The organism is Streptomyces sp. SBT349 (assembly GCF_001083795.1).
In the GTDB taxonomy this organism is placed as follows: Bacteria; Actinomycetota; Actinomycetes; order Streptomycetales; family Streptomycetaceae; genus Streptomyces.
Genome location: NZ_LAVK01000117.1, coordinates 1 through 20,639 on the forward strand (window position 1 = coordinate 1; position 20,639 = coordinate 20,639).

Consider the following 20,639-nt stretch of genomic DNA (forward strand, 5'->3'; position numbering starts at 1 on the left):
GCCCACGGCAACCCCCGTGTCTCCGCCGGCCCCGACGGCGACGAGATCGTCGCCCCGGGCGACCCGCGCTGGTCCAACAACGCCATGACCGTCGGCGGCGGCACCCGCGTCTACGGCGCGCAAGCCTGGCGGTTCTGCCCCGAGGACTTCGCCATGGCCTCCACCTACGGCGTTCCCCAGGGCAGTTCACTCGCCGACTGGCCACTGACCTACGACGACCTGGAGCCGTACTACGACCGCGCCGAGTGGGAGATCGGCGTCTCGGGCGACCCCGGTGGCCACGCGTACGCAGGCGGCAGGACCCGCGGTTACCCCATGCCGCCGGTGCGGCCCAACGGCACCGCCCGCCCTCTCGCGCGGGGCGCGGGCGCCCTCGGCCTGCGCACCTCGCCCGTGCCGCTGCTGATCAACTCCGTGCCCTACCACGGCCGCGGGGCCTGCGTCGGCTGCGCCACCTGCGTCGGGTTCGGCTGCCGGGGCGAGTTCAAGAACGACACCCGCAACACCGTCATCCCCCGCGCCCTGGCCACCGGCCGCTGCGACCTGCTCACCGACGCCCAGGTCACCGCCATCGGCACCGACCCCCGGCACGGCACCGTCGGCGACGTGACCGTGCACACCGTGCGGGACGGGCGGCCCGCCCGCCGCACGGTCCCCGCCGACCGCGTCGTCGTGGCCGCGGGCGCCGTCGAGACCGCCCGCCTGCTGCTCGCCAGCGGCTCCGACCGCGAGCCGTTCGGCCTCGGCGCCCCCCGCGACGAGGGCGGCCACCTCGGGCGCCACCTCCAGGGCCACGTCTACGCGGGCGCGTTCGCCTTGTTCGACGATCCCGTCCAGGACTGCGTCGGCCCCGGGCCCAGCATCGCCACCCACGACTACCGGCACCACAACGACGGCATCGTCGGCGGCGGCATGCTGGCCAACGACTTCGTCCAGACGCCCCTCCAGGCGTACGCCGCCCTCAGCCGCCTCGGCGCCATCCCCGCCTGGGGCGCGGGGGCAAGGGACGGCATGCGCACCCTCTACCGGCGGCTCGCCCTGGTCACCGGGCCGGTCCAGGAGATGCCCAACCCCGAGTCCCGGGTGACCCGGGCCGTGGACACCACCGACCGGTTCGGGGCCCCCGTCGCCCGCCTCGGCGGCGCCGTGCACCCCGAGGACCGCAGGACGGCCGCGTTCCTCGCCGAGAAGGCCGCCGCCTGGCTCACCGCGAGCGGCGCCCGCACCGTCTTCCCCTACGGCGGCGCCCCGCGGGGAACGCCGAGCGGCGGCCAGCACCAGGCCGGAACCTGCCGGATGGGCACCGGTCCCGAGGACTCCGTGACCGACTCCTGGGGCAAGGTCTGGGGCCACGACAACCTCCATGTCGCCGACGCCTCCCTGCACGTCACCAACGGCGGCGTCAACCCCGTCCTCACCATCCTCGCGCTCGCCTACCGCGTCGCCGACGGCATCCTCGGCCGCTGAACGACCGGCGCGGTCCGCCGTTGCGTACGGGCGTCCGCGGAAGTTACGGTTTCCCCAAGTCCGCGGTCAGGTCTCGTCGTCGTGCTCCGGCCGGGAGCCCGCGCGGGACGCGCTGCTCCGGTCCGGAAGGGGACAACGGCCATATGGCGCACCGCGGGGAGCTGACCGGCCGGAATGCCGACGAGACGGACGATCCCCGCGTCCGCGACCTGCGCGGAGGGCCGTCCGCGCACGGCGCGTCGACGCTGCGCTGGCCCGTGGGGCACCGCGTCGTCGTCTCCGGACTCCCCGGCAGCGGCAAGTCCACCCTGATGCGGCGCACGGCGGGTCCGCACGGCCGCGTCACGCTGGTCGACTCGCAGGAGGTCAGGGAGCGTTGGGCCGGGCGCCTGCCACGCTGGCTGCCCTACCCCGTCTACCGGCCCGCCGCCCGCCTCGCGCACTACGCCGGTCTGCGCCGCGCGTTGCGCACCGAGTCCGGCGTCCTCGTCCACGACTGCGGCAGAACGGCCTGGGTGCGCCGCTGGCTCGGCCGCCACGGCAGGCGTCGCGGGACCGGATTCCACCTGGTGCTCCTCGACGTTCCCGCGCATATCGCCCTGGCCGGGCAGCGGGAGCGCGGCAGGACCGTGTCGCGCCGCGCGTTCGCCCGCCACCGCAGGGCCGTGAACCGGCTGATCGCCGAGGTGGAGGCGGGCCGACTCCCCGCGGGCTGCGCCTCGGTGGCGCTGCTCGACCGCGAGGCGGCCCGCGCGCTGGACGAGTTCGGCTTCGCGACGCCCGAGGTCACCGACGACCCGGCGCGTTGACGACGGCGAGGACGATCCGGAAGACGGGCCGGCTCCCCGACCATGGCGGATGACCACGATTCTCACGCCCCGGCCGGTCCCTCCGGCGCCGAGGCCATGGCCGCGATCAACGCCGACCCCGAGGTGATGCGCCGGAACGGTCGCCACGCCCGAGCGGACCCGCGCCTCGGTCGACGCCGTCGAACGCGCGGGGAACCGGGACGGGTTCGGCCTGTTCGCCGTCGAGGTCACCGGGTTCCGCGGCCTCTCGGTGCCGTCGTTCCTGCCCGAGGTGCTGCCCGCCGCCGAGATCGGCCGGCGCCTCGGACGGCCGTCCCGGGGGACGCGGGTACGCACCGAGGCGGCCCCCGCCTCGCCGGGCTTCGGCTCACGCGCCCGCGGGCTCGACCGGGTCATCAGCGTGCACCAGGGACCCCCGGCTCGGGCCCGCGTCCTGGCGCACGAGATCGCCCGCGACGCCCACGCGGCGGGGACGGGCACCGGCCGTCCGGTGGCCGACCGGGCGGAGCCGTGTCACCGTGAGACATGATGCGTGCGATCACGGTGAAACCCAGCAGCCCCGGGTCCCTCGATGTGCGGGACGTTCCCGACCCCGTCCCGGGCGAGAGCGACCTGCTCGTCGACGGCCTGGCCCTCGGCGTCTGCGGCACCGACCGCGAGATCGTCGCGGGCGAGTACGGCGCCGCCCCGCCGGGCCACGACCGCCTCATCCTCGGCCACGAGTCGCTCGGCCGCGTCCGCGAGGCGCCGCCCGGCAGCGGCTTCACGCCGGGCGACCTGGTGATGGGCGTGGTGCGCCGCCCCGACCCCGAGCCCTGCGGGGCCTGCGAGCACGGCGAGTTCGACATGTGCCGCAACGGCCGCTACACGGAGCGCGGCATCAAGGAGCGCGACGGCTACGCCAGCCAGAGCTGGACCATCGAGAGCGACTACGCCATCCCGCTGGACGCCAGGCTCGACCGCGTCGGCGTGCTCATGGAGCCGACCTCCGTCGTCGCCAAGGCGTGGGAGCAGGTCGAACGCGTCGGCGCGCGCGCCTGGTTCGAGCCGGAGCGCGTGCTGGTGACCGGCGCCGGGCCCATCGGCCTGCTGGCGGCGTTGCTCGGCGCGGGGCGCGGGCTCGACGTGCACGTGCTGGACCGGGTCACCGAGGGCCCCAAGCCCGCGCTGGTCGCCGCCCTGGGCGCCACCTACCACTCCGACGAGGTCGGCAAGGTGACCTCGGCGCTGCGCCCCGACATCGTGATCGAGGCCACCGGCGCCGGGTCCGTCGTCCTCGACGTGCTGACCGGCACCGGCGGCTACGGCGTGGTCTGCCTCACCGGCGTCTCCTCCGCCGGGCGCACGCTGACCGTGGACGCGGGCGCGCTCAACCGGGAGCTGGTCCTGGAGAACGACGCCGTCGTCGGCTCCGTCAACGCGAACCCCCGCCACTACCAGCAGGCCGCGCAAGCCCTGGCCCACGCCGACCTGGACTGGCTGGAGGGCCTGATCACCCGGCGCGTGCCGCTGGAGCGCTGCCACGAGGCGTACGAGGCGCGCCCCGGCGACATCAAGGTGGTCATCACCCTGGACGGCGCCTGAGGCCGCCCCGGGGCCCTTCCACCCCTGGTGGGGTGGGGATAACCCCACCCCACGGCGGCCGGGTAGGCGGCTGGGGGAGTGCCGCGTGGCGGGACAGTCTGGAGCCATGACGGACATGACTTCAACCGCCACAAGGCCGCTCGCCTCCGACCTGGCCGGCCGCCGCGCCGGTCGGTTCGGCCGTGAGCTCGGCTACGTTCTGGGCGGACTCCCCACGGGCATCGTGGCGTTCACCGCCGCGGTCGCGGGCTTCTCGGCCGGGATCTCGACCCTGGTGATCTGGATCGGGCTGCCGATCCTGGCCGGCACCCTGCGGGCGGCGCGCGGCATGGCACGCGTGGAGCGGAGGCGCGTCGAGGAGGTCACCGGGCGTCCTCTGCCGCCGCACGTCTACCGGGACCGGGGCGGCAGGGGGTGGGCCGGGATCGTCGGGGCGCTGAGCGAGCCGCAGTCCTGGCGGGATCTGACCCATATGGTGGTCTCCTTCCCGCTGCGGGTCGTGAGCTTCTGCGTCGCGCTGACCTGGACGCTCGGCGGCGCCGGCGCGCTGCTCTACGGCACCTGGTCCTGGTCGCTGCCCGACGACGACCGGAACGGCCTTTTCGACCTGATGACCGGCGTCTCCTCGGAGGCGGCGGACATCGCGTTCAACACGGCCGTGGGCGCGGTCCTGCTCCTCACCGCGCTGCCGGTGATCCGTGGGCTCGCCGCCCTCAACGCGGCGGTGGCGCGCGGCCTGCTCACCAACCAGCACGCGGCGTCCCTGGCCGCCCGCACCTGAGGGCCCGGCGCGTCGTCCATCATCGGAGCGATCAGGCGCGCCGACGGCGCGTGGTCCGAGCATCCGAGGAGATCCCCATGGCCCGTACCCCAGCCGAACGTGACGCCATCAGGTCCCGTTTCGCGGCGGTCGACACCTCCAACGCCGCCGACGCGCTGGACGAGATCGGCCTCCCCGACCAGGGGCTCCACCCCGGCCTCGCGGCGCTGTCGGGCGACCGGCTGGCGGGCTGGGCCTTCACGGTCGCGGGCGTCATGGCGCCGTACGAGGGGACCGGTGACCCGGCCAAGATGCGGGCCTGCTCCCAGGTCGGCCCCGGCGAGGTCACGGTCTGGGCCGGTGAGGGCGAGGGCATCTGCTACTTCGGCGAGCTCATCGCCCTCGCCATGGCCGAGCGGGGCGCCGTGGGCGCGCTGGTCGACGGCGGCGTCCGCGACCTGAAGTGGCTGCGGCGGCACGGGTTTCCCGTGTTCGCCCGCTACCGGACCCCCGTCCAGTCCATCGGCCGGTGGAAGGTGACGGCGGCCCAGCAGCCCGTGCACCTGCCGGGGGCGACGTCGGCTCGGGTCACCGTCCACCCGGGCGACTTCGTGCTGGCCGACGAGGACGGCGCACTCGTCGTGCCCGACGCGGCCGTGGACCGGGTTCTGGCGCGCGCCGAGGAACTGACCCGGACGGAGGTCAGGATCCGGGAGGCCATCGCCGACGGCGTCTCCCTCCAGGAGTGCCTGGAGCGGTTCGGTCACGTCTGAGGTCTTCTGGGGTGCGGGTTGTGGGTGGGGCGGCTTCGACGCTTGGCCTAGGTGGCGCGGGCTTGGCCGGGTGTCCGTCTCGTGCGAATGCACGAAAAGAGGCACCTACGGGGGAGGGGTTCGTGGGTGTTCGCCGTCCCGGTGACCGGCCGGTTTGTCGGGTGGATGAGGTGGGTGTCCGAACGGGCGCAGCGGATGACGGCCGTCTCGGGTCGGTCTGTTCGCTGTGGCTGGGGTGGCGCGCAGCTGCTGCCGCCTCTGTGTGCCCTTGTTGGTCATCCGCCGGGCCGGTGGGGCTCGTTGCCCAACCGAGCAGTGGTAGCGGTGCGCGGTCGTCTGCCCTATTGGGCATCTGGAGGCGGGGACTGTTCTGAAACGCGAAACACTTCGTTTTAAACAGAGTGTTGAAAACAGATCGTGCGCCGTTTGAAAACAGTCCCCGCCCTCCGATGCCCGATAGGGCAACCGAGCCCACCGGCCCGCTACATAAGCCCGGGCGGCGCGCGGATGACGACGAATACGTGCGGCCAGGGCAGGCCCGAAGGGTGCGCGCCACCCCAGCCCACCGCCCACAGACCGACCCAAGACGAGCGTCATCCGCTGCGCCCGTCCGGACACCCACCTCTTCCACCCCACAAACCGGCCGGTCACCGGGACGGCGAACACCCACGAACCCTCCCCCGTAGGTGCCTCTTTTCGTGCATCCGCACGAAACCCGACACCCGGCCAAGCGCCGGCCACCTAGGCCAAGCGTCGAAGCCGCCCCACCCACCACCCCAGCCACAACGGCCGCACAGCCAGGGCCCGCCCGGCCGCCGCCGCGGAGCGGATAGGGCGGGTGGACCACCACCTTCCCCTGATGGTCCACCCGCCGGTCTCACGCGGTGTGCAGGGTCAGCCCGTACACGGCGAGGATCTCGTTGATCGGCTGGTACCAGGTCTCGCCGCCGCCGGAGCAGTTGCCCCAGCCGCCCGAGGTCACGCCCTGGGCCTGGTCGCCGCTGATGTAGGCGCCGCCGGAGTCGCCCGGCTCGGCGCAGACGCTCGTCTTGGTCAGCTCGTGGACCACCTCGCCCGAGCTGTAGTTGACCGTCTCGTTCTTCGCCAGCAGGGTGCCGCAGTGCCAGCCGGTGGTGGACCCGGAGCGGCAGATCGAGGCACCGACGGGCGCCTCGGCCGAGCCGCGCACCAGCGCGTCGGCGACCGTGCCCCAGCCGAGGACCACGGGCTCGGTCCACCAGCCGTTGCCGACGCTGACGTAGGCGTAGTCGTTGCCCGGGAACGACGAGCCCTGGAAGTGGCCGACCAGCGACCGGTCCCAGCCGTAGACCGCCGCCCCGGCCGAGCCGCAGTGGCCCGCCGTGACGAACCCGCCGTGCACCGAGAAGCCGATGGAGCAGCGGACGTTGCCGGTGTAGTAGGGGTCTCCGCCGACCGTGCCCGCGGCAAGGGTCTCCGGGGCGTGGCCGACGGTGGCGCGGACGGTGACCGGGCCCTGGCGCCGGGCGTCGGCGAGGAACGCGGCGACCTCCGCGTCGGACTCGGCGCCCCTGACGACGTTGACGACCACGCTGCCGGCGCGCGGGTCGACGTGCCAGCTGCTGACGCCCTCGGGCGCCCCGTCCGGGCCGGCCAGCTCGTCGAGCGCGGCCAGGGTGGTGTCGAGGGTCCGCTCGGTGTGGCGGACCACCTCGGCCTCGGCGCCGGTGGCCCTGACGGGCTCGGCGTACTCCCGGTCCGTCACGCCCACGACCAGCGTGCCGGCCTCCGGGTCGAACCAGCTTCCGCCGAACGCCTCGCCGGCCGCGCGGCGCGCGGCCGGTTCGATGGCGACGGCGTCCGACTCCTGGCCCAGCCGCTCCAGGGCCTGGTCCTCGGTCAGGCCCAGGTCACGCTGGAGCGCGTTCACGAGCCCGGCCTCGGCCACCGGTCGTTCGTCGGCCGCGGACCGTTCGGTCGCGACCGCGCCGGTGCCGCTCATCGCGCCGACGATCAGCAGCGCGGAAAGGCACAGGCGGATGCCTGCGGTGCGTCTCATGGTGGGGGTTCTCCTTCTGTGCTCTACCTGTGGGGGCGGGACAGTGGAGATTGAGAGCGCTCTCACTCTGGGGGAAGAGCCTAGAGAAATGGCATGACCATGTCTAGACCAGCGGAGCGTTTCCCTTCGGGGTTCGCCGGGTCCGTCCTGGCCTATGCTCGGCGCGACGGCGGGGACGCCGCGTGACCGGGAGGACCTGATGGCCGACCACCTGACCGTGCTGACCACGACGGACAGCGAGAACGCGGCCGAGCTGCTGGCCCGTTCCGCGGTGGAGGCCCGCGTGGCGGCCTGCGCGCAGATCGAGGGGCCGGTGACCAGCGTCTACTGGTGGGACGGCGAGGTGCGGACCGGCCGGGAGTGGCGCGTGCTGTACAAGACCCCGGCCGCGAAGTACCGGGAGCTGGAGGCGCACATCAAGGCCGTCCACGGATATGACACCCCCGAGATCATCGCCGCCGAGATCACGCGGGGGAGCGCCGAGTACCTGGCCTGGCTGGGCGAGGAGACCGGGCGTCGCTGAGCTCGCCGCCCACGGTCCCCTCGGGGCCGTGCCGCCTCAGCCGCGGTGGTCGAGCAGGGTCTCCGCGATGGCGCGGTCGAACTCGGTGTGCGGGTTGGTGTCCTCGTTCTCGATGTCCCACAGGGCGTTCTGGAGGACGCGCGCCAGGGTCCAGCCGGCCGCGCGCCGCCGGTCGAGGCCGGTGACCTCGGTCATCAGGTCGAAGCGGCGGAGGATCGCGCGCGGGATGCTCGCGGTGGCGACGACGTCGTCCCAGCGGTTGTGCAGGGCGGCGAGCAGCTCGAACCCGGGGTCGCCGGCGAGCGGCTTGGGGTCGATGGCGAGCCAGGGCTCCCGGGGGTCCGACGGGTGCGGGGCGAGCACGTTGTCGTAGTGCAGGTCCCAGTGCAGGAGCCGGTCGCCCGGCTCCCGGCAGACCTCGGTGAGCGCCCCCGCGCAGCTCTCGATCAGGCGGCGGTAGGCCGGGTCCGGCACGCGGGTCAGGGCGGGCCCGACACGGTCGAGCATGCGGGCGGCGATGTCGCCGAGGCGGCGCATCCCCGCGGGCGCGGGGGCGGCGGCGAGGCGGGCGAGGAGTTCGGAGAGGCTCCGGAGGGCCGCAAGGTCGTCGGGTACGGAGGCCAGCGAACGGCTCGCGTCCAGGCGTTCCAGCAGCATCGACCCCGAGGCGGGGTCGTGGTCGAGGAGGCGCACGGCGCCGTCTCCGTTCCATGCGCGCAGGGCGACCGGCTCGCCGACGGTCTCGTCGTCCACGGGCTGGACCTTGAGAACGGCCGGGCTCTCGTCCTCCCGGAGAACGGGCACCACCAGCGCGACGGCCCCGCAGGAGGCGGGTCCGTCGGGGCGCAGCCGCCAGGCGTCGAGGCGGCCGTCCACCAGGTCGGGCAGCGCGGCGATCCAGGCACGACCGCGGTCGCCGGAGTACTTGGCGTGGTCGGCGGCCAGCGAGTCGGGGACCTGGATGCCGTGGCGGGAAGGGCTGCGGGCCATGCGGGTGCGCGCCTCCTGGTCGGGGACCCGCAAGCCTGCCCCGGGCAGGGCGGCGTGATCAAGCGGTTTCCGCGGGCAGGACCCGCTCAGGCGCCCTCGCCGCGGCGGTCGTCGAGGTGGCCGAGGTCGAGGGCGGCGATGTCCACCGCGCGGCCGCCGGCCAGGGACGCGTTGCCCGCGATGCCCACCGAGACCGCCCGGATGCCGTCGAGGACGCCCGCGGCCCGCCGCAGCGGGTCCTCCTGGGCGCCGCGGAACAGCGCGCGGAACAGCACCGCGTCGCCGCCGCCGTGGCCGCCCTCCGCCTCGGGGATCGGGATCGCGCGGGCGGGCTCCCAGTGGCGTTGCAGGACCAGGCGCTCGCCGCTCTCCCTGACGCCGTCGGCCGGGCCGTCCTTGACCATCGACGGGTCGACCGCGGCGGAACGGCCCGCGACGGCGGCGCGTTCGACGACCTCCAGCTCCGCGCGGCCCTCCGTGCCGTTGACCGCGACCCGGTAACCCTCCCACGGGCTGTGGGCGTTGAGCGCGTAGCTCAGCGTCGGGCCGCCCTCGTAGTCCACGGTCAGCGCGAGGTTGTCCTCGATGGTGATGCCCTCGCCGAAGACGTCCAGGTCGCGCAGGTAGCCGTCGTGGTGCTCGTTGTCCAGGTAGAGGCGCCGCAGGTCCTCGTGGCGCCGCAGGTCCAGCAGGAACGGGTCGTGGTCGGCGGCGTCGACCGTGCCGCGCGCCGGGCGGTCGGTCAGGCCGCGGGCGGCGGCGTTCCGGGCGCCGTAGAACCGCAGCGCGCCCGAGGCGTATACGCGGCGCGGCACGTCGTCGATCCACCAGTTGACCAGGTCGAAGTGGTGGGACGCCTTGTGCACCAGCAGCCCGCCCGAGTTCGGCTTGTCGCGGTGCCAGCGGCGGAAGTAGTCGGCGCCGTGCTGGGTGTCGAGGACCCACTCGAACGAGACGCTCGTCACCCGGCCCACCGCGCCGGAGGCGATCAGCTCGCGCAGCGCGCTGTTCCTCGGCGAGTAGCGGTAGTTGAAGGTGACGACCAGGTCGCGGCCGGTCTCGTTCAGCGCCTCGACGATCCGCCGGGTGCCGTCGGCGTCCGTCGTCAGCGGCTTCTCGGTGATGACGTCGGCCCCGGCCCGCAGGGCGCGGGCGATGATGTCCGCGTGGGTGTGGTCGGGGGTGGTCACCACGACCCGCCGCACGTCCCGCTCCTCGATCATCCGCTCCACGTCACCGGCGTCCGTGTACCGGGCCGGGAGGTCCACGCCGGTGTCGAGGCCGCGGATCAACTCCTCGTGGTAGTCGAGCCGTCCGGGATTGGTGTCCAGCAGCGCGACCAGGACGGCCACGTCGCGGTGCTCGCCGCACAGTGCGCGTACGTAGCTCTGCGCCCGGCTTCCGGTGCCGATGACGGCATACCGTCCGCGGCCCACCTCCGTCAATGCCGCCATGTCGTACGACCTTTCCCCTCCTGGAAGCCCGCGCTGGTCAGAGGCACTCTACGGAGAAGACCGTGCGTTCGTGAAGCATCCTGCGTCTTTCTGTGCGCTCATGATTTTGTCATCGCTCCAGATTTTCATACACTGCAAAGGTGACGGAGGAGGACGCCCCCACGGGCCTGCGCGAGCGCAAGAAGCGGGCCACCCGTGCGGCCTTGGCGGAGGCGGCCGTTCGGCTTGCCGCCGAGCACGGGGCCGAGCACGTCACGGTGGAGGCGATCAGCGACGCGGTCGGGGTCTCGCCGCGCACGTTCTTCAACTACTTCGACACCCGCGACGACGCGTTCGTCATGATCGACTCCGAGGTCGGTCGGCGCCTGCGCGCCGCCGTGCTCGGCGCCCCCGAGCCGGTCGCGCCCCTCGACGCCGTGCGCGACGCCATCGTCGCCGAGCTGGCGGACGTGGAGGCCCGCCACGACATGTGGGCCCTGCGCGCCCAAGTCCTGCGCGGGGCGCCGCACCTGCTCGTCCGGAGCATGGGTGCCCACATGGCCGACGAGCTGGAGATGGCCGGCGCGATCGCGGAGCGCCTGGGCACCCCCGCCGACGCGGAGCGTCTCGGCCTGTACCCGCGCCTCCTCGCCGCCGTCGCCGGGACGGCCGTGCGCGTCTCCGTCGAGCACTGGAGCGCCGCGGGGCCAGGCGCCGACGACCTTCCCGCCGTCTTCCGCGCCGCGTTCGCCCATCTGGCGGCCGGTCTCCCCACCCCACCGCCCGGCGCCTGACCGTCAGGCCCGCATCTTCCGTCGCTCTCACCACGGAACTACGAAGAAGGACGTTGTGACCACAACCGAGGCGCCCAACTCCGCCCAGCCGGAGCAGCCACCGCCGTCAGAGCAGCCGGACCGGCCCGTTCCGGCCGAGATGACCGAGCGCCAGATACTCCAGGCGATGTCCGGCCTGATGGCGGGCATGTTCGTCGCCATCCTGGCCGGCACCGTGGTGGCCAACGCGCTGCCCCGCATCATCACCGACCTCGGCGCGAGCCAGTCGTCCTACACCTGGGTCGTCACCTCCGAGCTGCTGGCCATGACCGCCACCGTCCCGCTCTGGGGCAAGCTGTCCGACCTCTACAACAAGAAGCTGCTGCTCCAGGCGTCGCTCGGGCTCTTCGTCGCCGGTTCGCTGCTGGCGGGCTTCTCGCAGGGCGTCGACCTGCTGATCTTCAGCCGGGTCGTCCAGGGCATCGGCGCCGGCGGCCTGACCGCGCTCGTCCAGGTCGTGATGGCGGCCGTCATCCCGCCGCGCAGGCTCGGCAAGTACGCCGGGATCTTCGGCGCGGTCTTCGCCGTGGGCACCGTTGCGGGGCCGCTCATCGGCGGCCTGCTGGTGGACACCTCCTGGCTCGGCTGGCGCTGGTGCTTCTTCATCGGCGTGCCGTTCGCGCTCGCCGCGATCGTGGTGCTCCAGCGCACGCTGTCGCTGCCGACGCTCCGCCGTGACGTGAAGATCGACTACCTGGGCGCGTTCCTCATCGTGGCCGGGGTCTGCGCACTGCTGATCTGGACCTCCCTGGCGGGCAACGAGTTCGACTGGGCCTCGTGGCAGACGGCCGCCTTCACCATCGGCGGCGCGCTGCTGCTGGCCGCGGCCGTCTTCGTGGAGTCCCGGGTCGACGAGCCGATCATCCCGCTGGGCATCTTCCGCAACGCCACGGTCACGCTGACGACCGTCGCCAGCCTCCTGGTGGGCGTCGCCATGTTCGGCGGAACGATCTTCCTCTCGCAGTTCTTCCAGATCTCCCTGGGCAAGTCGCCCACGGTGGCGGGGCTGATGAGCCTGCCGATGATCCTCGGCCTGCTGGTCTCCTCCACCATCGCCGGTCAGATCATCACCAGGACCGGTGTGTGGAAGAGGTGGCTGGTCCTCGGCGGCATCACCATGACCGTGGGGCTCGCGCTGCTCGCCACGATCGACGCGGACACCGGCTTCTTCCTCCTCAGCCTCTACATGGCGATCCTCGGCGTCGGCGTCGGCCTGCTCATGCAGAACCTGGTGCTGGCCGCGCAGAACGACGTCCCCGCCGCGGACCTGGGCGCGGCCACCTCCGTGCTGTCGTTCTTCCGCAGCATGGGCGGAACGATCGGCACCAGCGTGCTGGGCGCGGTGCTCGCCAACCGGGTCAGCAGCGAGATGGCGGAGAACATGCCGGGCGGCGTCGAGGAGGGCGGGGCACCGGCCGGGCACGGCGCGGTTCCCGACACCTCGCTCCTGCCCGGACCGATCCGGGAGGTCGTGGAGAACGCCTACGCGGCGGCGACCGCGGAGCTGTTCCTCATCGCCACCCCCTGCGCGGCGGTGGCCCTGCTGGTGGTCCTCTTCATCAAGGAGAAGCCGCTGAAGACGACGAGCGGCGACCAGCGGCTCGCCGAGGAGGCCGCCCAGGCGGAGGCCGAGGCCGCCGCGGCGGCCGGAGGGCCGGCGTCGGGCGCGCCCACGGACGGGCAGGCGGTCGGCAGGACCTCCTGAGGACCCCCCCACCGAGAGCGGGTGGCCGCCGGGGACCCCGGCGGCCGGCACCCGGCGGCCCGCGGCGCGACAGCGGGCCGCCGGGTGCGTCTGTGGGGGAGCGGGCCGGTCGGGGCGTCAGCGGTCGGGGAACGCGGCGCGGCGCAGCAGCCGCCGCCCCGCGCGCAGGACCGGGTTCTTCCTGGTGGGAACGGAGTTGGCGAGCACGGCGGCGCCCGCTCCCAGGGACGGGGCGAACCCGATGTAGGCGGTGAACCCGCCGGTGCCACCCGTGTGCCAGAACAGCGGGTGGGTGTCCACGACCCGGTGGTTCCAGACGAGGCAGACGTCGTTGTCGCTCCTGCGGTACCGCACCCGTGGCAGCTGCGAGGCCCTGATCGCGTCGGCCAGCGGCGTGGTGTCGGGGTGGAGCTGCGCCAGCAGGAAACGCAGCAGGTCGTCGCCGGTGCTATAGAGGGCGCCCGCGCCGGCGAGGGCGTCCAGGGTCCAGTGCGGAACGGGCCGCCCGCGCCGGTGCCCGGTGGCGGGCGGCGCAGCGAGGGTGCCGGTGCCCGGGATGCCGGTGCCGTGCAACGCCAGCGGCGCCAGGACCCGTTGACGGACCAGGGTGCCGTAGTCGGTGCCCGCGGCGCCGGCCAGCAGGGTGCCCAGCAGGCCGACGCCGAACGTCGAGTAGCGGACCGCCCGCCGCCGGGGGCGCAGCCGCGCGGTGGCGCGGTGGAGGTCCTCGACGCGGTAGCGGGCGTAGGGGTTGGAGATCCACCGGGGCAGGCCGCGCCGCACCATGTTGAGCGGGAACCGGGGCAGGCCCCCGCTGTGGGTCGCCAGGTCGAGCAGGGTGATCGGCGGGTCGGGGCGACCGCGGGGCGCCGCCGGCGGCGGCAGGTGGGCCTCGATGGGATCGCGGAGGCCGACGTCGCCGCGGGCCGCCATCTCGGCGAGCAGCAGGGCGGTGAACGCCTTGGTGATCGACCCGAGGGCGAACGGCGTGCCCGCGCGCACCCGTTCGGGCTCGCCCCGGCGCCGCCGCCCCGAGGCGAGCACGGCCCGGTCCCGGCCCCGGACCATGACGGCGACGGTGCCCGGGATGGCGGGGTCGGACAGGAGTTCGTCGGTGTGGATCCGCAGCGTCGAGGTCAGGTCGTCGCCCACGCGGTCGTCGCCCACGCGGTCGTCGTTCACGCCCCGGCCCTCGCCGCACCGCTCGGGGCGGGGTCCAGGGCGCGGGAGACGGTCAGGGTGCCCGCCGCCACGGCGACGATGGTGGGGTGGCTGTGGTTGCGGAAGGCCAGCTCCGGGTCGTCGGCGGGGCGGGTGAAGCCGTTGGGCAGCATGCCGTCCGGGCGCTGGGCGGCGGCGAGCCGCTCCCAGACCCGCGGGTACCAGACCGGGCGCGCCACGCACATGCCGACCATGAGGAACTCCCCGAGCAGGTCCCAGGTCCTGGTCTCGGTGAACACCTCCACCCACACCGGCAGCCACAGCTCCAGATAGTCCGCGAGCGCGGGGGGAAGGCCGCCCGGGTCGGCGCCCCAGTTGGTCAGGTGGAAGACCGCGTGGGTGACCCCGTAGGCGTTTCCGGCGTCCAGCATCCAGGGCTCGGGCATGCCGCCCAGCCAGGTGTGCCCGGCCTCGCCCGCCAGGTCGGTGGGCGAGGGCAGCCCCAGCTCGCGCCTGGCCGCCGCGACGCCCAGCCGGCGGTGGGGGAGCTGCTCGGCGCACCGGGCGGCGCGCAGCTCCGTCAGGTGGGCCACCAGCTCTTCGAGCGCCGCGTGGCGGTAGCCGTCACCGGCGAAGCGCACGTAGATCTCCAGCGGGTAGGTGGCCGCGGGCGTGTAGCGCTGGAGCTCGTAGAGCAGGTCGCCCGCTCGGAACTGGCGCCAGGCGAAGTCCAGGAGCTCCTGCGCGGTGCGCGCCGTGTCGGGCCCGGCGACCGCGGCGCGCCGGACGATGCTCGCCGCCAGCGCCAGCTCGCCCAGCGACTTCAGCGTCTCGCCGTTCACCTCCTGGTCCGGCACGTCCGGCGGGAACGCGAAGGAGGACTGCATGCGGGCCAGCCAGGCGAGGGCCCGGTCGGCGACCTGCTGGGCACGGCGGACCGTGGTGGCGTCCATCAGGCAGCACCCTCCTTCGACAGGCGCCGGGCCACCGCGAGTTCGAGCTGGACGCGGGGCTGGTCCGGAGTCAGTGCCGCGATGTGGCCGAGCGCGGTCCTCAGCAGGGGGTCCGGGTCGGGCCCGGCGTCGAGCGCCAGCCAGCGCGTCAGCCGGGCGGCGGTCAGGTGGTCGCGCCGCAGCAGGGCGCGGACCAGGCCGCGGTCGAGGTCGGTGCGCCGCTCGCGCGCCCGCTCCCGTTCCGCGCTCTCGACGGGGGGGAGGGCGAGCGAGGAGAGGCGGGCGAGGCCGGCCGCCAGCAGCGGCCACTCTCCCGTGACGGGCTGGGGGGCGGGCCCTTCCCCCGGTGTGGGGCCGAGGTGCCCGGCGGCCAGGCCGTCCCAGCCCTCGGCGCGGACGCCGAGCGCGGCGAGGACGCGGACGAGGGCGGCGTCGCGCGCCGCCCACAGGGCGCCGTCCGCGGCGTCGGACGGCGGGGCCGGGTAGGCGCCCACGGCCTCGCGGACGAGGGCGGAGTCGTCGGAGGTGAGCGCGTGCCCGGCGAGCAGGAACGGGGCCAGGGCGTCGCCGCCCAGGCCCCGCACCGCGCCCAGTGCGCCCACCGGCTCGTCGATCACGTCCGCGCACGTCCGCAGGGAGAAACCCCCTCCGCCCGTGTGCCGCAACGCCCCGGCGAGCTCAGTGGCCAGCGTGTGGACGGCCGCTTCGACCGTGCCGCGCGCCGACTGATGCGCGAGTGACATGCGTCGGCTCCTAGCGGGCGCCCGTGTACGAGAGCTCCTGCACCATCCCGCCGAAGGCGTCCTCGATGGGCTCGTCCTTCCTCGGATTGCCCGACAGCAGCGCGGCCAGGACGACCAGACCGCCGCCGAGGGCCTGCGCGCCGCCGGCGCCCAGGTGCTTCGACGTCTCGCCCTCGGCGACCAGCGTGCGCACCGCGTCTCCCAAGGAGGGGATTTCCGACCGACCTTGAACCTTCATGCGAATACCTCATTTCGTTCGGTGGCCTTGATCCGCGTCCTTCCCTCGCCCCCTTTTCGGCAATCGAATTGACCTCATTCTTCTTCGATTGGCCGGGGTCCGCCTGAATGCGCGTGAATGCGATTTACTGCCGACCATTGTTGTAATGAAGGGACTACCTGAAATCATCGGCAAGTGTGATGATCTCCGCCCGGGTGGCCTCACCCAGCGGGGCGAGCCACGGCTCGCGGGCGGCGTCGCCGGTCAGGGTCAGCGTGTACGTGTCGTGGTAGCGGACGAGGACGCAGACGAAGCCCATCCGCGGCGGCAGGCAGGACGCGGCGAACGCCGACCGCACCGGCCTGCCCAGCAGGAACATCCGCTCGTCGCTCAGACGCACGCTGGAGCAGAGCAGGTTCCACATCCGCGGGGACCCCAGCAGCCGGGCCACCAGCGCCCCGGCCGCGCCGGGCGCCGGGACGGCGAGCGCGTCCATCAGGCGGCTCAGACCGCCGGGCCTGTGCTGCCGCTTGCTGCGGGCCATCGCCCCGTGCACCGCCCGCAGCCGGTCGACGGGGCCCGGCAGCGACACGGGCAGACCCACCCGCGCCCCGCCGATCAGGCAGCCGAACTCCTCCGCCTCGTCCGGGCCGCGCAGGTTCACCGGGACCATCACCCGCGGGTCGCCCGCCGCGCCCCTCACCCGGCGCAGCGCCCCGGCGACGGCCGCCAGGAAGACGTCGTTGACGGTGGCCCGCCCGCCCGGCAGCGCGTCGCGCGCCGCGTCGAGCACCGCCGCCTCCACGCTCAGCCAGGCCACCGCCCGCCCGGCGTCCACCCCGTCGTTGAACTCCCGCGCCCGGCCCGGCGGGAACGCGGCGCGCAGCGAGCCCAGGACCGCCCCCGCCCGCGCCAGGGCGCCGTGGGGGAGCGGCGGGGCGGCGGGGGCCGGCGGCGCGATGGCCGGCTCGTCGCACAGCGCCCGCAGGAGCACGCCGACCGACGCCCCGTCGACCAGCGCGTGGTGCGCCCGCAGCACCAGGTGGAACCCGCCGCCCGCCTCGCCCCGCAGCAGGTCGAGGCCCCACAGCGGCCCGCCCGCGGGCAGCGGTTCGGCCAGCGCCCGCGCCACGTGCCCGCGCACGGCGTCCTCGTCCGCCGCCTCGGCCACCCGCAGCCGCGCCCCCACCTCCGCGGCGTCCACGCGCGGCGCGTTCCACGCGTAGGGGCGGCGCGGCCTCCCGTCGCCGCGCAGGGCGACGCGGCGATGCAGCGCGGACAGCCCGCCCCACCGCTCCGCGACCCGCTCCCGCACCTCCGCCGCGTCGGGGCACGGTCCGTCGAGGGCCGCCACCGCGGCGATCGTGGCGGGAACCGCGGCGCGGTCCTCGAAGGCGACCATGGCCCCCTCTCCCGGCGACATGGTGACCGGAGTCCGAGCGTTCACAGGCTTCCTTCCGTAGGGGGCGCGTGCCCCCCGGACTACCACGAGGGCGGACACCCTGGCGCACGAACGCGCCAGCGGGTAGCGTCACATGGGTCGCCCGGAGCCCAACTCCCCCCACAGTCACGTCGATTGGCTGAAAGCCACTCGTCGACGGGCCTCCGGCCGAGGAACCCCCCACATTCCCTGGAGCCGACATGCCACGACGTCAATGGACCGGTCGTTCCCTGGTCGCCCTCTCCGTGATGGCGATCGTCCCCCTGGCCGCCCCGGCCCTCACCGCGGGAGCGGCACCCGCCCAGACGCCCGCCGAGACGCCCGCCGCCGACGGGGCCGAGACGGCGGCGGTGCCCCTGGAGGAGCTGGCGATCACCGCCTCCCAGGTCGCCTCGGGCCTGACCCGGCCCACCGCGATCGCCGCGCCCGACGACGGCACGGGCCGGCTGTTCATCACCGAGAAGTCCGGCACGGTCAGCATCTACCACCCCGACACGGGCCTGGCGGCCGAGCCGCTTCTCGACATCACCGGCCAGGTCTCCGAGACCGGCAACGAACGCGGGCTGCTCGGCATCGCGACCGCCCCGGACTTCACCGAGAGCCAGCAGCTCTACCTGGCCTACACCGCCCTGCCCGACGGCGCCGTCACCCTCGCCCGCTACTCGGTGGGCGAGGGCACCCTGGAGCCGCTGATCTCCCAGGAGCACGCGGCGAACACCAACCACAACGGCGGCCAGCTCGCCTTCGGGGCCGACGGCTACCTGTACTGGAGCATCGGCGACGGCGGCGGCGCGGGCGACCCGGAGGGCAACGGCCAGCGGCTGGACACCCTGCTGGGCAAACTCCTGCGGATCGATGTCGGCGCCGCCTGCGGCGACCTGCCCTACTGCGTCCCCGAGGACAACCCCTTCGTGGACGACCCCGAGGCGCGCCCCGAGATCTGGGCCTACGGCCTGCGCAACGCCTGGAAGTTCTCCTTCGACGCGGCGGACGGCTCCCAGTGGATCGGCGACGTCGGGCAGGCCGGGGGCGAGGAGATCAACCACGTTCCCGCGGGCGCGGCGGGCGAGAACTACGGCTGGTCCTGCCGTGAGGCCGACAGCGAGTTCAACCCCGACGAGTGCGACCCGGGCGCGGACTACACCGAGCCGGTCTACTCCTACCCGGCCTCCGAGGGCGGCTGCGCGGTCATCGGCGGCCAGGTCTACCGCGGCGAGGAGTACGCCGACCTCGCGGACGGCACCTACATCGCCACCGACTACTGCTCCAACACCGTCGTCGCCCTGCGCCCCGAGGCCGACGGCGGCTACTCCAGCGCCGTCATCGGCGAGACGCCGACCCAGGTGACCGCGTTCGGCGCCACGGTCGAGGGCGAGCTCTACGTCGTCAGCGACCTGCCCGGCCTCCTCCACCGCATCGGCTTCGAGCAGGTGGCGAACTGAGCCCCGCCTGACGGGCGACCGAGGCAGAACCCGCGCGCCGGGCCGGAATTCCGGCCCGGCGCGAATCGTTTTTCGGTTCGACATTTTCCCCTTTCGTATGACCTTTTCCTGGTCGTCTTGTATTCCCCCTTGGTGGCCAGGAACATGTCACTTCGGCGAAAGGGGACAGGGATGGCAACGGGTCACACCACGGGACACGGGCCGCAACGCCGCGGCGTTCTCCTCGGAATGCTGGGGGCCGCCGGCACGGCCGGAGCGGGCGCCCTGGGCGCCGTCACCCCGGCGCGCGCGGAGGCGCGGAACGGGACCGCGACGCGCCCCGCGGTCGCGCCCGAGGACTTCGACTTCGACCACGGCAACGCCGTCAGGGACCTGATCTACGGCGGCAGCGACATCCTCGAACAGCCGGTGGCCGCCATGGACGTGGCCATCATCATCCGGTTCACCCACCTCTCGCAGACCGCCTGGTTCGACGCGATCGCGCCCTACCACCCCACCGCCGTCGGCATCTACTCCCGCCTCGGGCGCCGCCCCGCGGGCGAGCGCGAGACCAACCGCAACCGCAACATCGCGATCCTCTACGCGGCGCTCCGCATGTTCGAGAACATCCTTCCGCAGGTCGTCCACGAGCGCCGCGACATGATGACCCGCCTCGGCCTGGACCCCGACGACCGCCGGGAGGACACCGAGACCCCCGTCGGCCTCGGCAACCTCGCGGCCAGGGGCGTCATCGAGCACCGCGAGCGCGACGGCATGAACCAGCTCGGCGACGAGGGCGGGCGCACCCACCACCCCGCCCCCTACGCCGACTACCTCGGCTATGTGCCGGTCAACAGCGCCTACGAGCTGACCGACCCCTCCCGCTGGCAGCCCGAGCTCGGACCCCACCTGCGCCGCCACGGGGACCAGTGGCCCTCCGACTTCGGCGCGTTCATCGTCCAGCAGTTCGCCGCCCCGCAGTGGCGCGCCACCACGCCCTACAGCTTCGAGGACGTCAACGAGTTCCGCTGCCCGCCGCCGGTCGACAGCGACCACACCGACGCCGAGGCGTACCGGGCCCAGGTGGACGACATCCTCGCCAGGTCAGCCGCCCTCACCGACGAACAGAAGGTCATGGCCGAGACCTTCGACAACAAGTTCACCGGCATCGGCAGACCCGTCGCGGCCGCGGCCGAGCACCACGGGCTCGACCTCGACGGATGGGTCCACCTCTGCATGACCTGCTCCACCGCGACGTTCGACGCCGGCATCGCCGCCTGGAACGAGAAGAGCCGGCACGACTCCGTGCGCCCCTTCAGCGCCGTCCGCCACGTCTACGGCGACCGGAGGGTCACCGCCTGGGGCGGACCGGGCAGGGGCACCGTGGACGGCATCCCCGGCAACCAGTGGCGCGCCTACCTCAAGGTCGGCGACCACCCCGAGTACCCCTCGGGATCCACCACGCTCGCCGCCGCCCAGGCCCACGCCGCCCGCCTCTTCCTCGACTCCGACGAGCTCGGCTACCGCCGCACGGCCGCCGCCGGCTCCTCCCTGGTCGAGCCGGGGATCACCCCGGCCGCCGACCTCGAACTGCGCTGGGACACCTGGACCGACTACGTGCACGACTGCGGCGTCAGCCGCACCTGGGGCGGGGTGCACTTCATGTCCGCCGTCGAGGCCAGCTGGGACCTCGGCCCCCGAATCGGCCAGGTCGCCTACGAGTTCGTCTGGCGGCACATCACCGGCCGGGCCCGCTGACCCCACCGCGGGCCCCACGCGCCCGCCACC

Annotated in this window: 19 protein-coding genes; 11 read left to right on the top strand and 8 right to left on the bottom strand. The window is 74.0% G+C overall.

Going from position 1 to position 20,639, the window contains the following annotated elements; translation table 11 throughout:
- The 6 genes from ADY01_RS16350 to ADY01_RS16375 all read left to right on the top strand — a co-directional run.
- On the top strand, window positions 1-1,467 hold a 1,467-nt coding region (locus tag ADY01_RS16350), incomplete at its 5' end, for a GMC family oxidoreductase (protein WP_049573177.1).
- Window positions 1,468-1,610: 143 nt separating this feature from the next.
- On the top strand, window positions 1,611-2,276 hold the full coding sequence (locus tag ADY01_RS16355; RefSeq protein WP_049573181.1) for an AAA family ATPase: 666 nt from the start codon (window positions 1,611-1,613) through the stop codon (window positions 2,274-2,276).
- 250 nt (window positions 2,277-2,526) lie between these two features.
- Entirely contained in the window at window positions 2,527-2,805 is a 279-nt protein-coding gene (locus tag ADY01_RS38185; RefSeq protein ID WP_053170905.1) for a hypothetical protein, read from the top strand.
- On the top strand, window positions 2,805-3,860 hold the full coding sequence (locus ADY01_RS16365) for a glucose 1-dehydrogenase (RefSeq protein WP_049573184.1): 1,056 nt from the start codon (window positions 2,805-2,807) through the stop codon (window positions 3,858-3,860). Before ADY01_RS38185 ends, ADY01_RS16365 begins: the two co-directional genes overlap by 1 nt.
- A 115-nt stretch (window positions 3,861-3,975) precedes the next feature.
- Window positions 3,976-4,641 carry a sensor domain-containing protein gene (locus ADY01_RS16370; protein WP_049573215.1) on the top strand — a complete coding sequence of 222 codons (666 nt, stop codon included), beginning with the start codon at window positions 3,976-3,978 and terminating at the stop codon, window positions 4,639-4,641.
- A 77-nt stretch (window positions 4,642-4,718) separates the two neighbouring features.
- Complete coding sequence (locus tag ADY01_RS16375; RefSeq protein ID WP_078900352.1) at window positions 4,719-5,393, top strand: RraA family protein; 675 nt, start codon at window positions 4,719-4,721, stop codon at window positions 5,391-5,393.
- Between the two features lie 877 nt (window positions 5,394-6,270).
- Here the strand turns inward: ADY01_RS16375 and ADY01_RS16380 are convergent.
- Window positions 6,271-7,431: a S1 family peptidase gene (locus ADY01_RS16380; protein WP_049573186.1), complete on the bottom strand. Its 1,161-nt coding sequence runs from the start codon at window positions 7,429-7,431 to the stop codon at window positions 6,271-6,273.
- Window positions 7,432-7,630: 199 nt separating this feature from the next.
- On the opposite strand from ADY01_RS16380, the gene cutA reads away from it, so the two are divergent.
- Window positions 7,631-7,954, top strand: a complete 324-nt coding sequence (gene cutA / locus ADY01_RS16385; RefSeq protein WP_049573223.1) for a divalent-cation tolerance protein CutA — start codon at window positions 7,631-7,633, stop codon at window positions 7,952-7,954.
- Window positions 7,955-7,990: 36 nt separating this feature from the next.
- On the opposite strand, the gene ADY01_RS16390 is transcribed toward cutA, so the two are convergent.
- Window positions 7,991-8,944 carry an aminoglycoside phosphotransferase family protein gene (locus ADY01_RS16390; RefSeq protein WP_049573191.1) on the bottom strand — a complete coding sequence of 318 codons (954 nt, stop codon included), beginning with the start codon at window positions 8,942-8,944 and terminating at the stop codon, window positions 7,991-7,993.
- 86 nt (window positions 8,945-9,030) lie between these two features.
- A complete protein-coding gene (locus ADY01_RS16395) occupies window positions 9,031-10,398 on the bottom strand; it encodes a Gfo/Idh/MocA family oxidoreductase (RefSeq protein WP_049573193.1) in 1,368 nt (455 codons plus the stop codon).
- Window positions 10,399-10,538: 140 nt separating this feature from the next.
- Between ADY01_RS16395 and ADY01_RS16400 the strand changes: the two genes are divergently transcribed.
- Complete coding sequence (locus tag ADY01_RS16400) at window positions 10,539-11,171, top strand: TetR family transcriptional regulator (RefSeq protein WP_049573194.1); 633 nt, start codon at window positions 10,539-10,541, stop codon at window positions 11,169-11,171.
- A 139-nt stretch (window positions 11,172-11,310) separates the two neighbouring features.
- Window positions 11,311-12,915: an MDR family MFS transporter gene (locus tag ADY01_RS16405; protein ID WP_049573226.1), complete on the top strand. Its 1,605-nt coding sequence runs from the start codon at window positions 11,311-11,313 to the stop codon at window positions 12,913-12,915.
- 117 nt (window positions 12,916-13,032) lie between these two features.
- Here the strand turns inward: ADY01_RS16405 and ADY01_RS16410 are convergent, their stop codons facing one another.
- The 5 genes from ADY01_RS16410 to ADY01_RS16430 form a co-directional block, all read right to left on the bottom strand.
- Window positions 13,033-14,097 (bottom strand): serine hydrolase domain-containing protein, encoded by a 1,065-nt coding sequence (locus ADY01_RS16410; RefSeq protein ID WP_053170908.1) that lies wholly within the window; start codon window positions 14,095-14,097, stop codon window positions 13,033-13,035.
- Window positions 14,094-15,029, bottom strand: coding sequence for a DUF6895 family protein (locus tag ADY01_RS16415; protein ID WP_049573197.1), 936 nt, complete (start codon window positions 15,027-15,029; stop codon window positions 14,094-14,096). Before ADY01_RS16415 ends, ADY01_RS16410 begins: the two co-directional genes overlap by 4 nt.
- On the bottom strand, window positions 15,029-15,772 hold the full coding sequence (locus tag ADY01_RS16420; RefSeq protein ID WP_049573200.1) for a hypothetical protein: 744 nt from the start codon (window positions 15,770-15,772) through the stop codon (window positions 15,029-15,031). The genes ADY01_RS16415 and ADY01_RS16420 overlap by 1 nt, the downstream gene beginning before the upstream one ends.
- A 10-nt stretch (window positions 15,773-15,782) precedes the next feature.
- Window positions 15,783-16,010, bottom strand: coding sequence for a hypothetical protein (locus tag ADY01_RS16425; RefSeq protein WP_063784257.1), 228 nt, complete (start codon window positions 16,008-16,010; stop codon window positions 15,783-15,785).
- A 154-nt stretch (window positions 16,011-16,164) separates the two neighbouring features.
- Complete coding sequence (locus tag ADY01_RS16430) at window positions 16,165-17,436, bottom strand: WS/DGAT domain-containing protein (RefSeq protein ID WP_159001237.1); 1,272 nt, start codon at window positions 17,434-17,436, stop codon at window positions 16,165-16,167.
- Between the two features lie 194 nt (window positions 17,437-17,630).
- On the opposite strand from ADY01_RS16430, the gene ADY01_RS16435 reads away from it, so the two are divergent.
- Together ADY01_RS16435 and ADY01_RS16440 are read left to right on the top strand one after the other, a co-directional pair.
- Complete coding sequence (locus ADY01_RS16435; protein ID WP_049573212.1) at window positions 17,631-18,872, top strand: PQQ-dependent sugar dehydrogenase; 1,242 nt, start codon at window positions 17,631-17,633, stop codon at window positions 18,870-18,872.
- Window positions 18,873-19,043: 171 nt separating this feature from the next.
- Window positions 19,044-20,609 (top strand): DUF6851 domain-containing protein, encoded by a 1,566-nt coding sequence (locus tag ADY01_RS16440; protein ID WP_199826248.1) that lies wholly within the window; start codon window positions 19,044-19,046, stop codon window positions 20,607-20,609.
- The last annotated feature ends 30 nt before the right edge of the window (window positions 20,610-20,639 follow it).

Excerpts from the sequence above, each read along its gene's own strand:
- ADY01_RS16390 (WP_049573191.1), bottom strand. The coding sequence starts at position 8,944 with ATGGCCCGCAGCCCTTCCCGCCACGGCATCCAGGTCCCCGACTCGCTG.
- ADY01_RS16440 (WP_199826248.1), top strand. The coding sequence starts at position 19,044 with ATGGCAACGGGTCACACCACGGGACACGGGCCGCAACGCCGCGGCGTT.
- ADY01_RS16435 (WP_049573212.1), top strand. The coding sequence starts at position 17,631 with ATGCCACGACGTCAATGGACCGGTCGTTCCCTGGTCGCCCTCTCCGTG.
- ADY01_RS16380 (WP_049573186.1), bottom strand. The coding sequence starts at position 7,431 with ATGAGACGCACCGCAGGCATCCGCCTGTGCCTTTCCGCGCTGCTGATC.
- ADY01_RS16375 (WP_078900352.1), top strand. The coding sequence starts at position 4,719 with ATGGCCCGTACCCCAGCCGAACGTGACGCCATCAGGTCCCGTTTCGCG.
- ADY01_RS16365 (WP_049573184.1), top strand. The coding sequence starts at position 2,805 with ATGCGTGCGATCACGGTGAAACCCAGCAGCCCCGGGTCCCTCGATGTG.
- ADY01_RS16370 (WP_049573215.1), top strand. The coding sequence starts at position 3,976 with ATGACTTCAACCGCCACAAGGCCGCTCGCCTCCGACCTGGCCGGCCGC.
- ADY01_RS16420 (WP_049573200.1), bottom strand. The coding sequence starts at position 15,772 with ATGTCACTCGCGCATCAGTCGGCGCGCGGCACGGTCGAAGCGGCCGTC.
- ADY01_RS16415 (WP_049573197.1), bottom strand. The coding sequence starts at position 15,029 with ATGGACGCCACCACGGTCCGCCGTGCCCAGCAGGTCGCCGACCGGGCC.
- ADY01_RS16395 (WP_049573193.1), bottom strand. The coding sequence starts at position 10,398 with ATGGCGGCATTGACGGAGGTGGGCCGCGGACGGTATGCCGTCATCGGC.
- cutA (WP_049573223.1), top strand. The coding sequence starts at position 7,631 with ATGGCCGACCACCTGACCGTGCTGACCACGACGGACAGCGAGAACGCG.
- ADY01_RS16405 (WP_049573226.1), top strand. The coding sequence starts at position 11,311 with ATGACCGAGCGCCAGATACTCCAGGCGATGTCCGGCCTGATGGCGGGC.
- ADY01_RS16425 (WP_063784257.1), bottom strand. The coding sequence starts at position 16,010 with ATGAAGGTTCAAGGTCGGTCGGAAATCCCCTCCTTGGGAGACGCGGTG.
- ADY01_RS16355 (WP_049573181.1), top strand. The coding sequence starts at position 1,611 with ATGGCGCACCGCGGGGAGCTGACCGGCCGGAATGCCGACGAGACGGAC.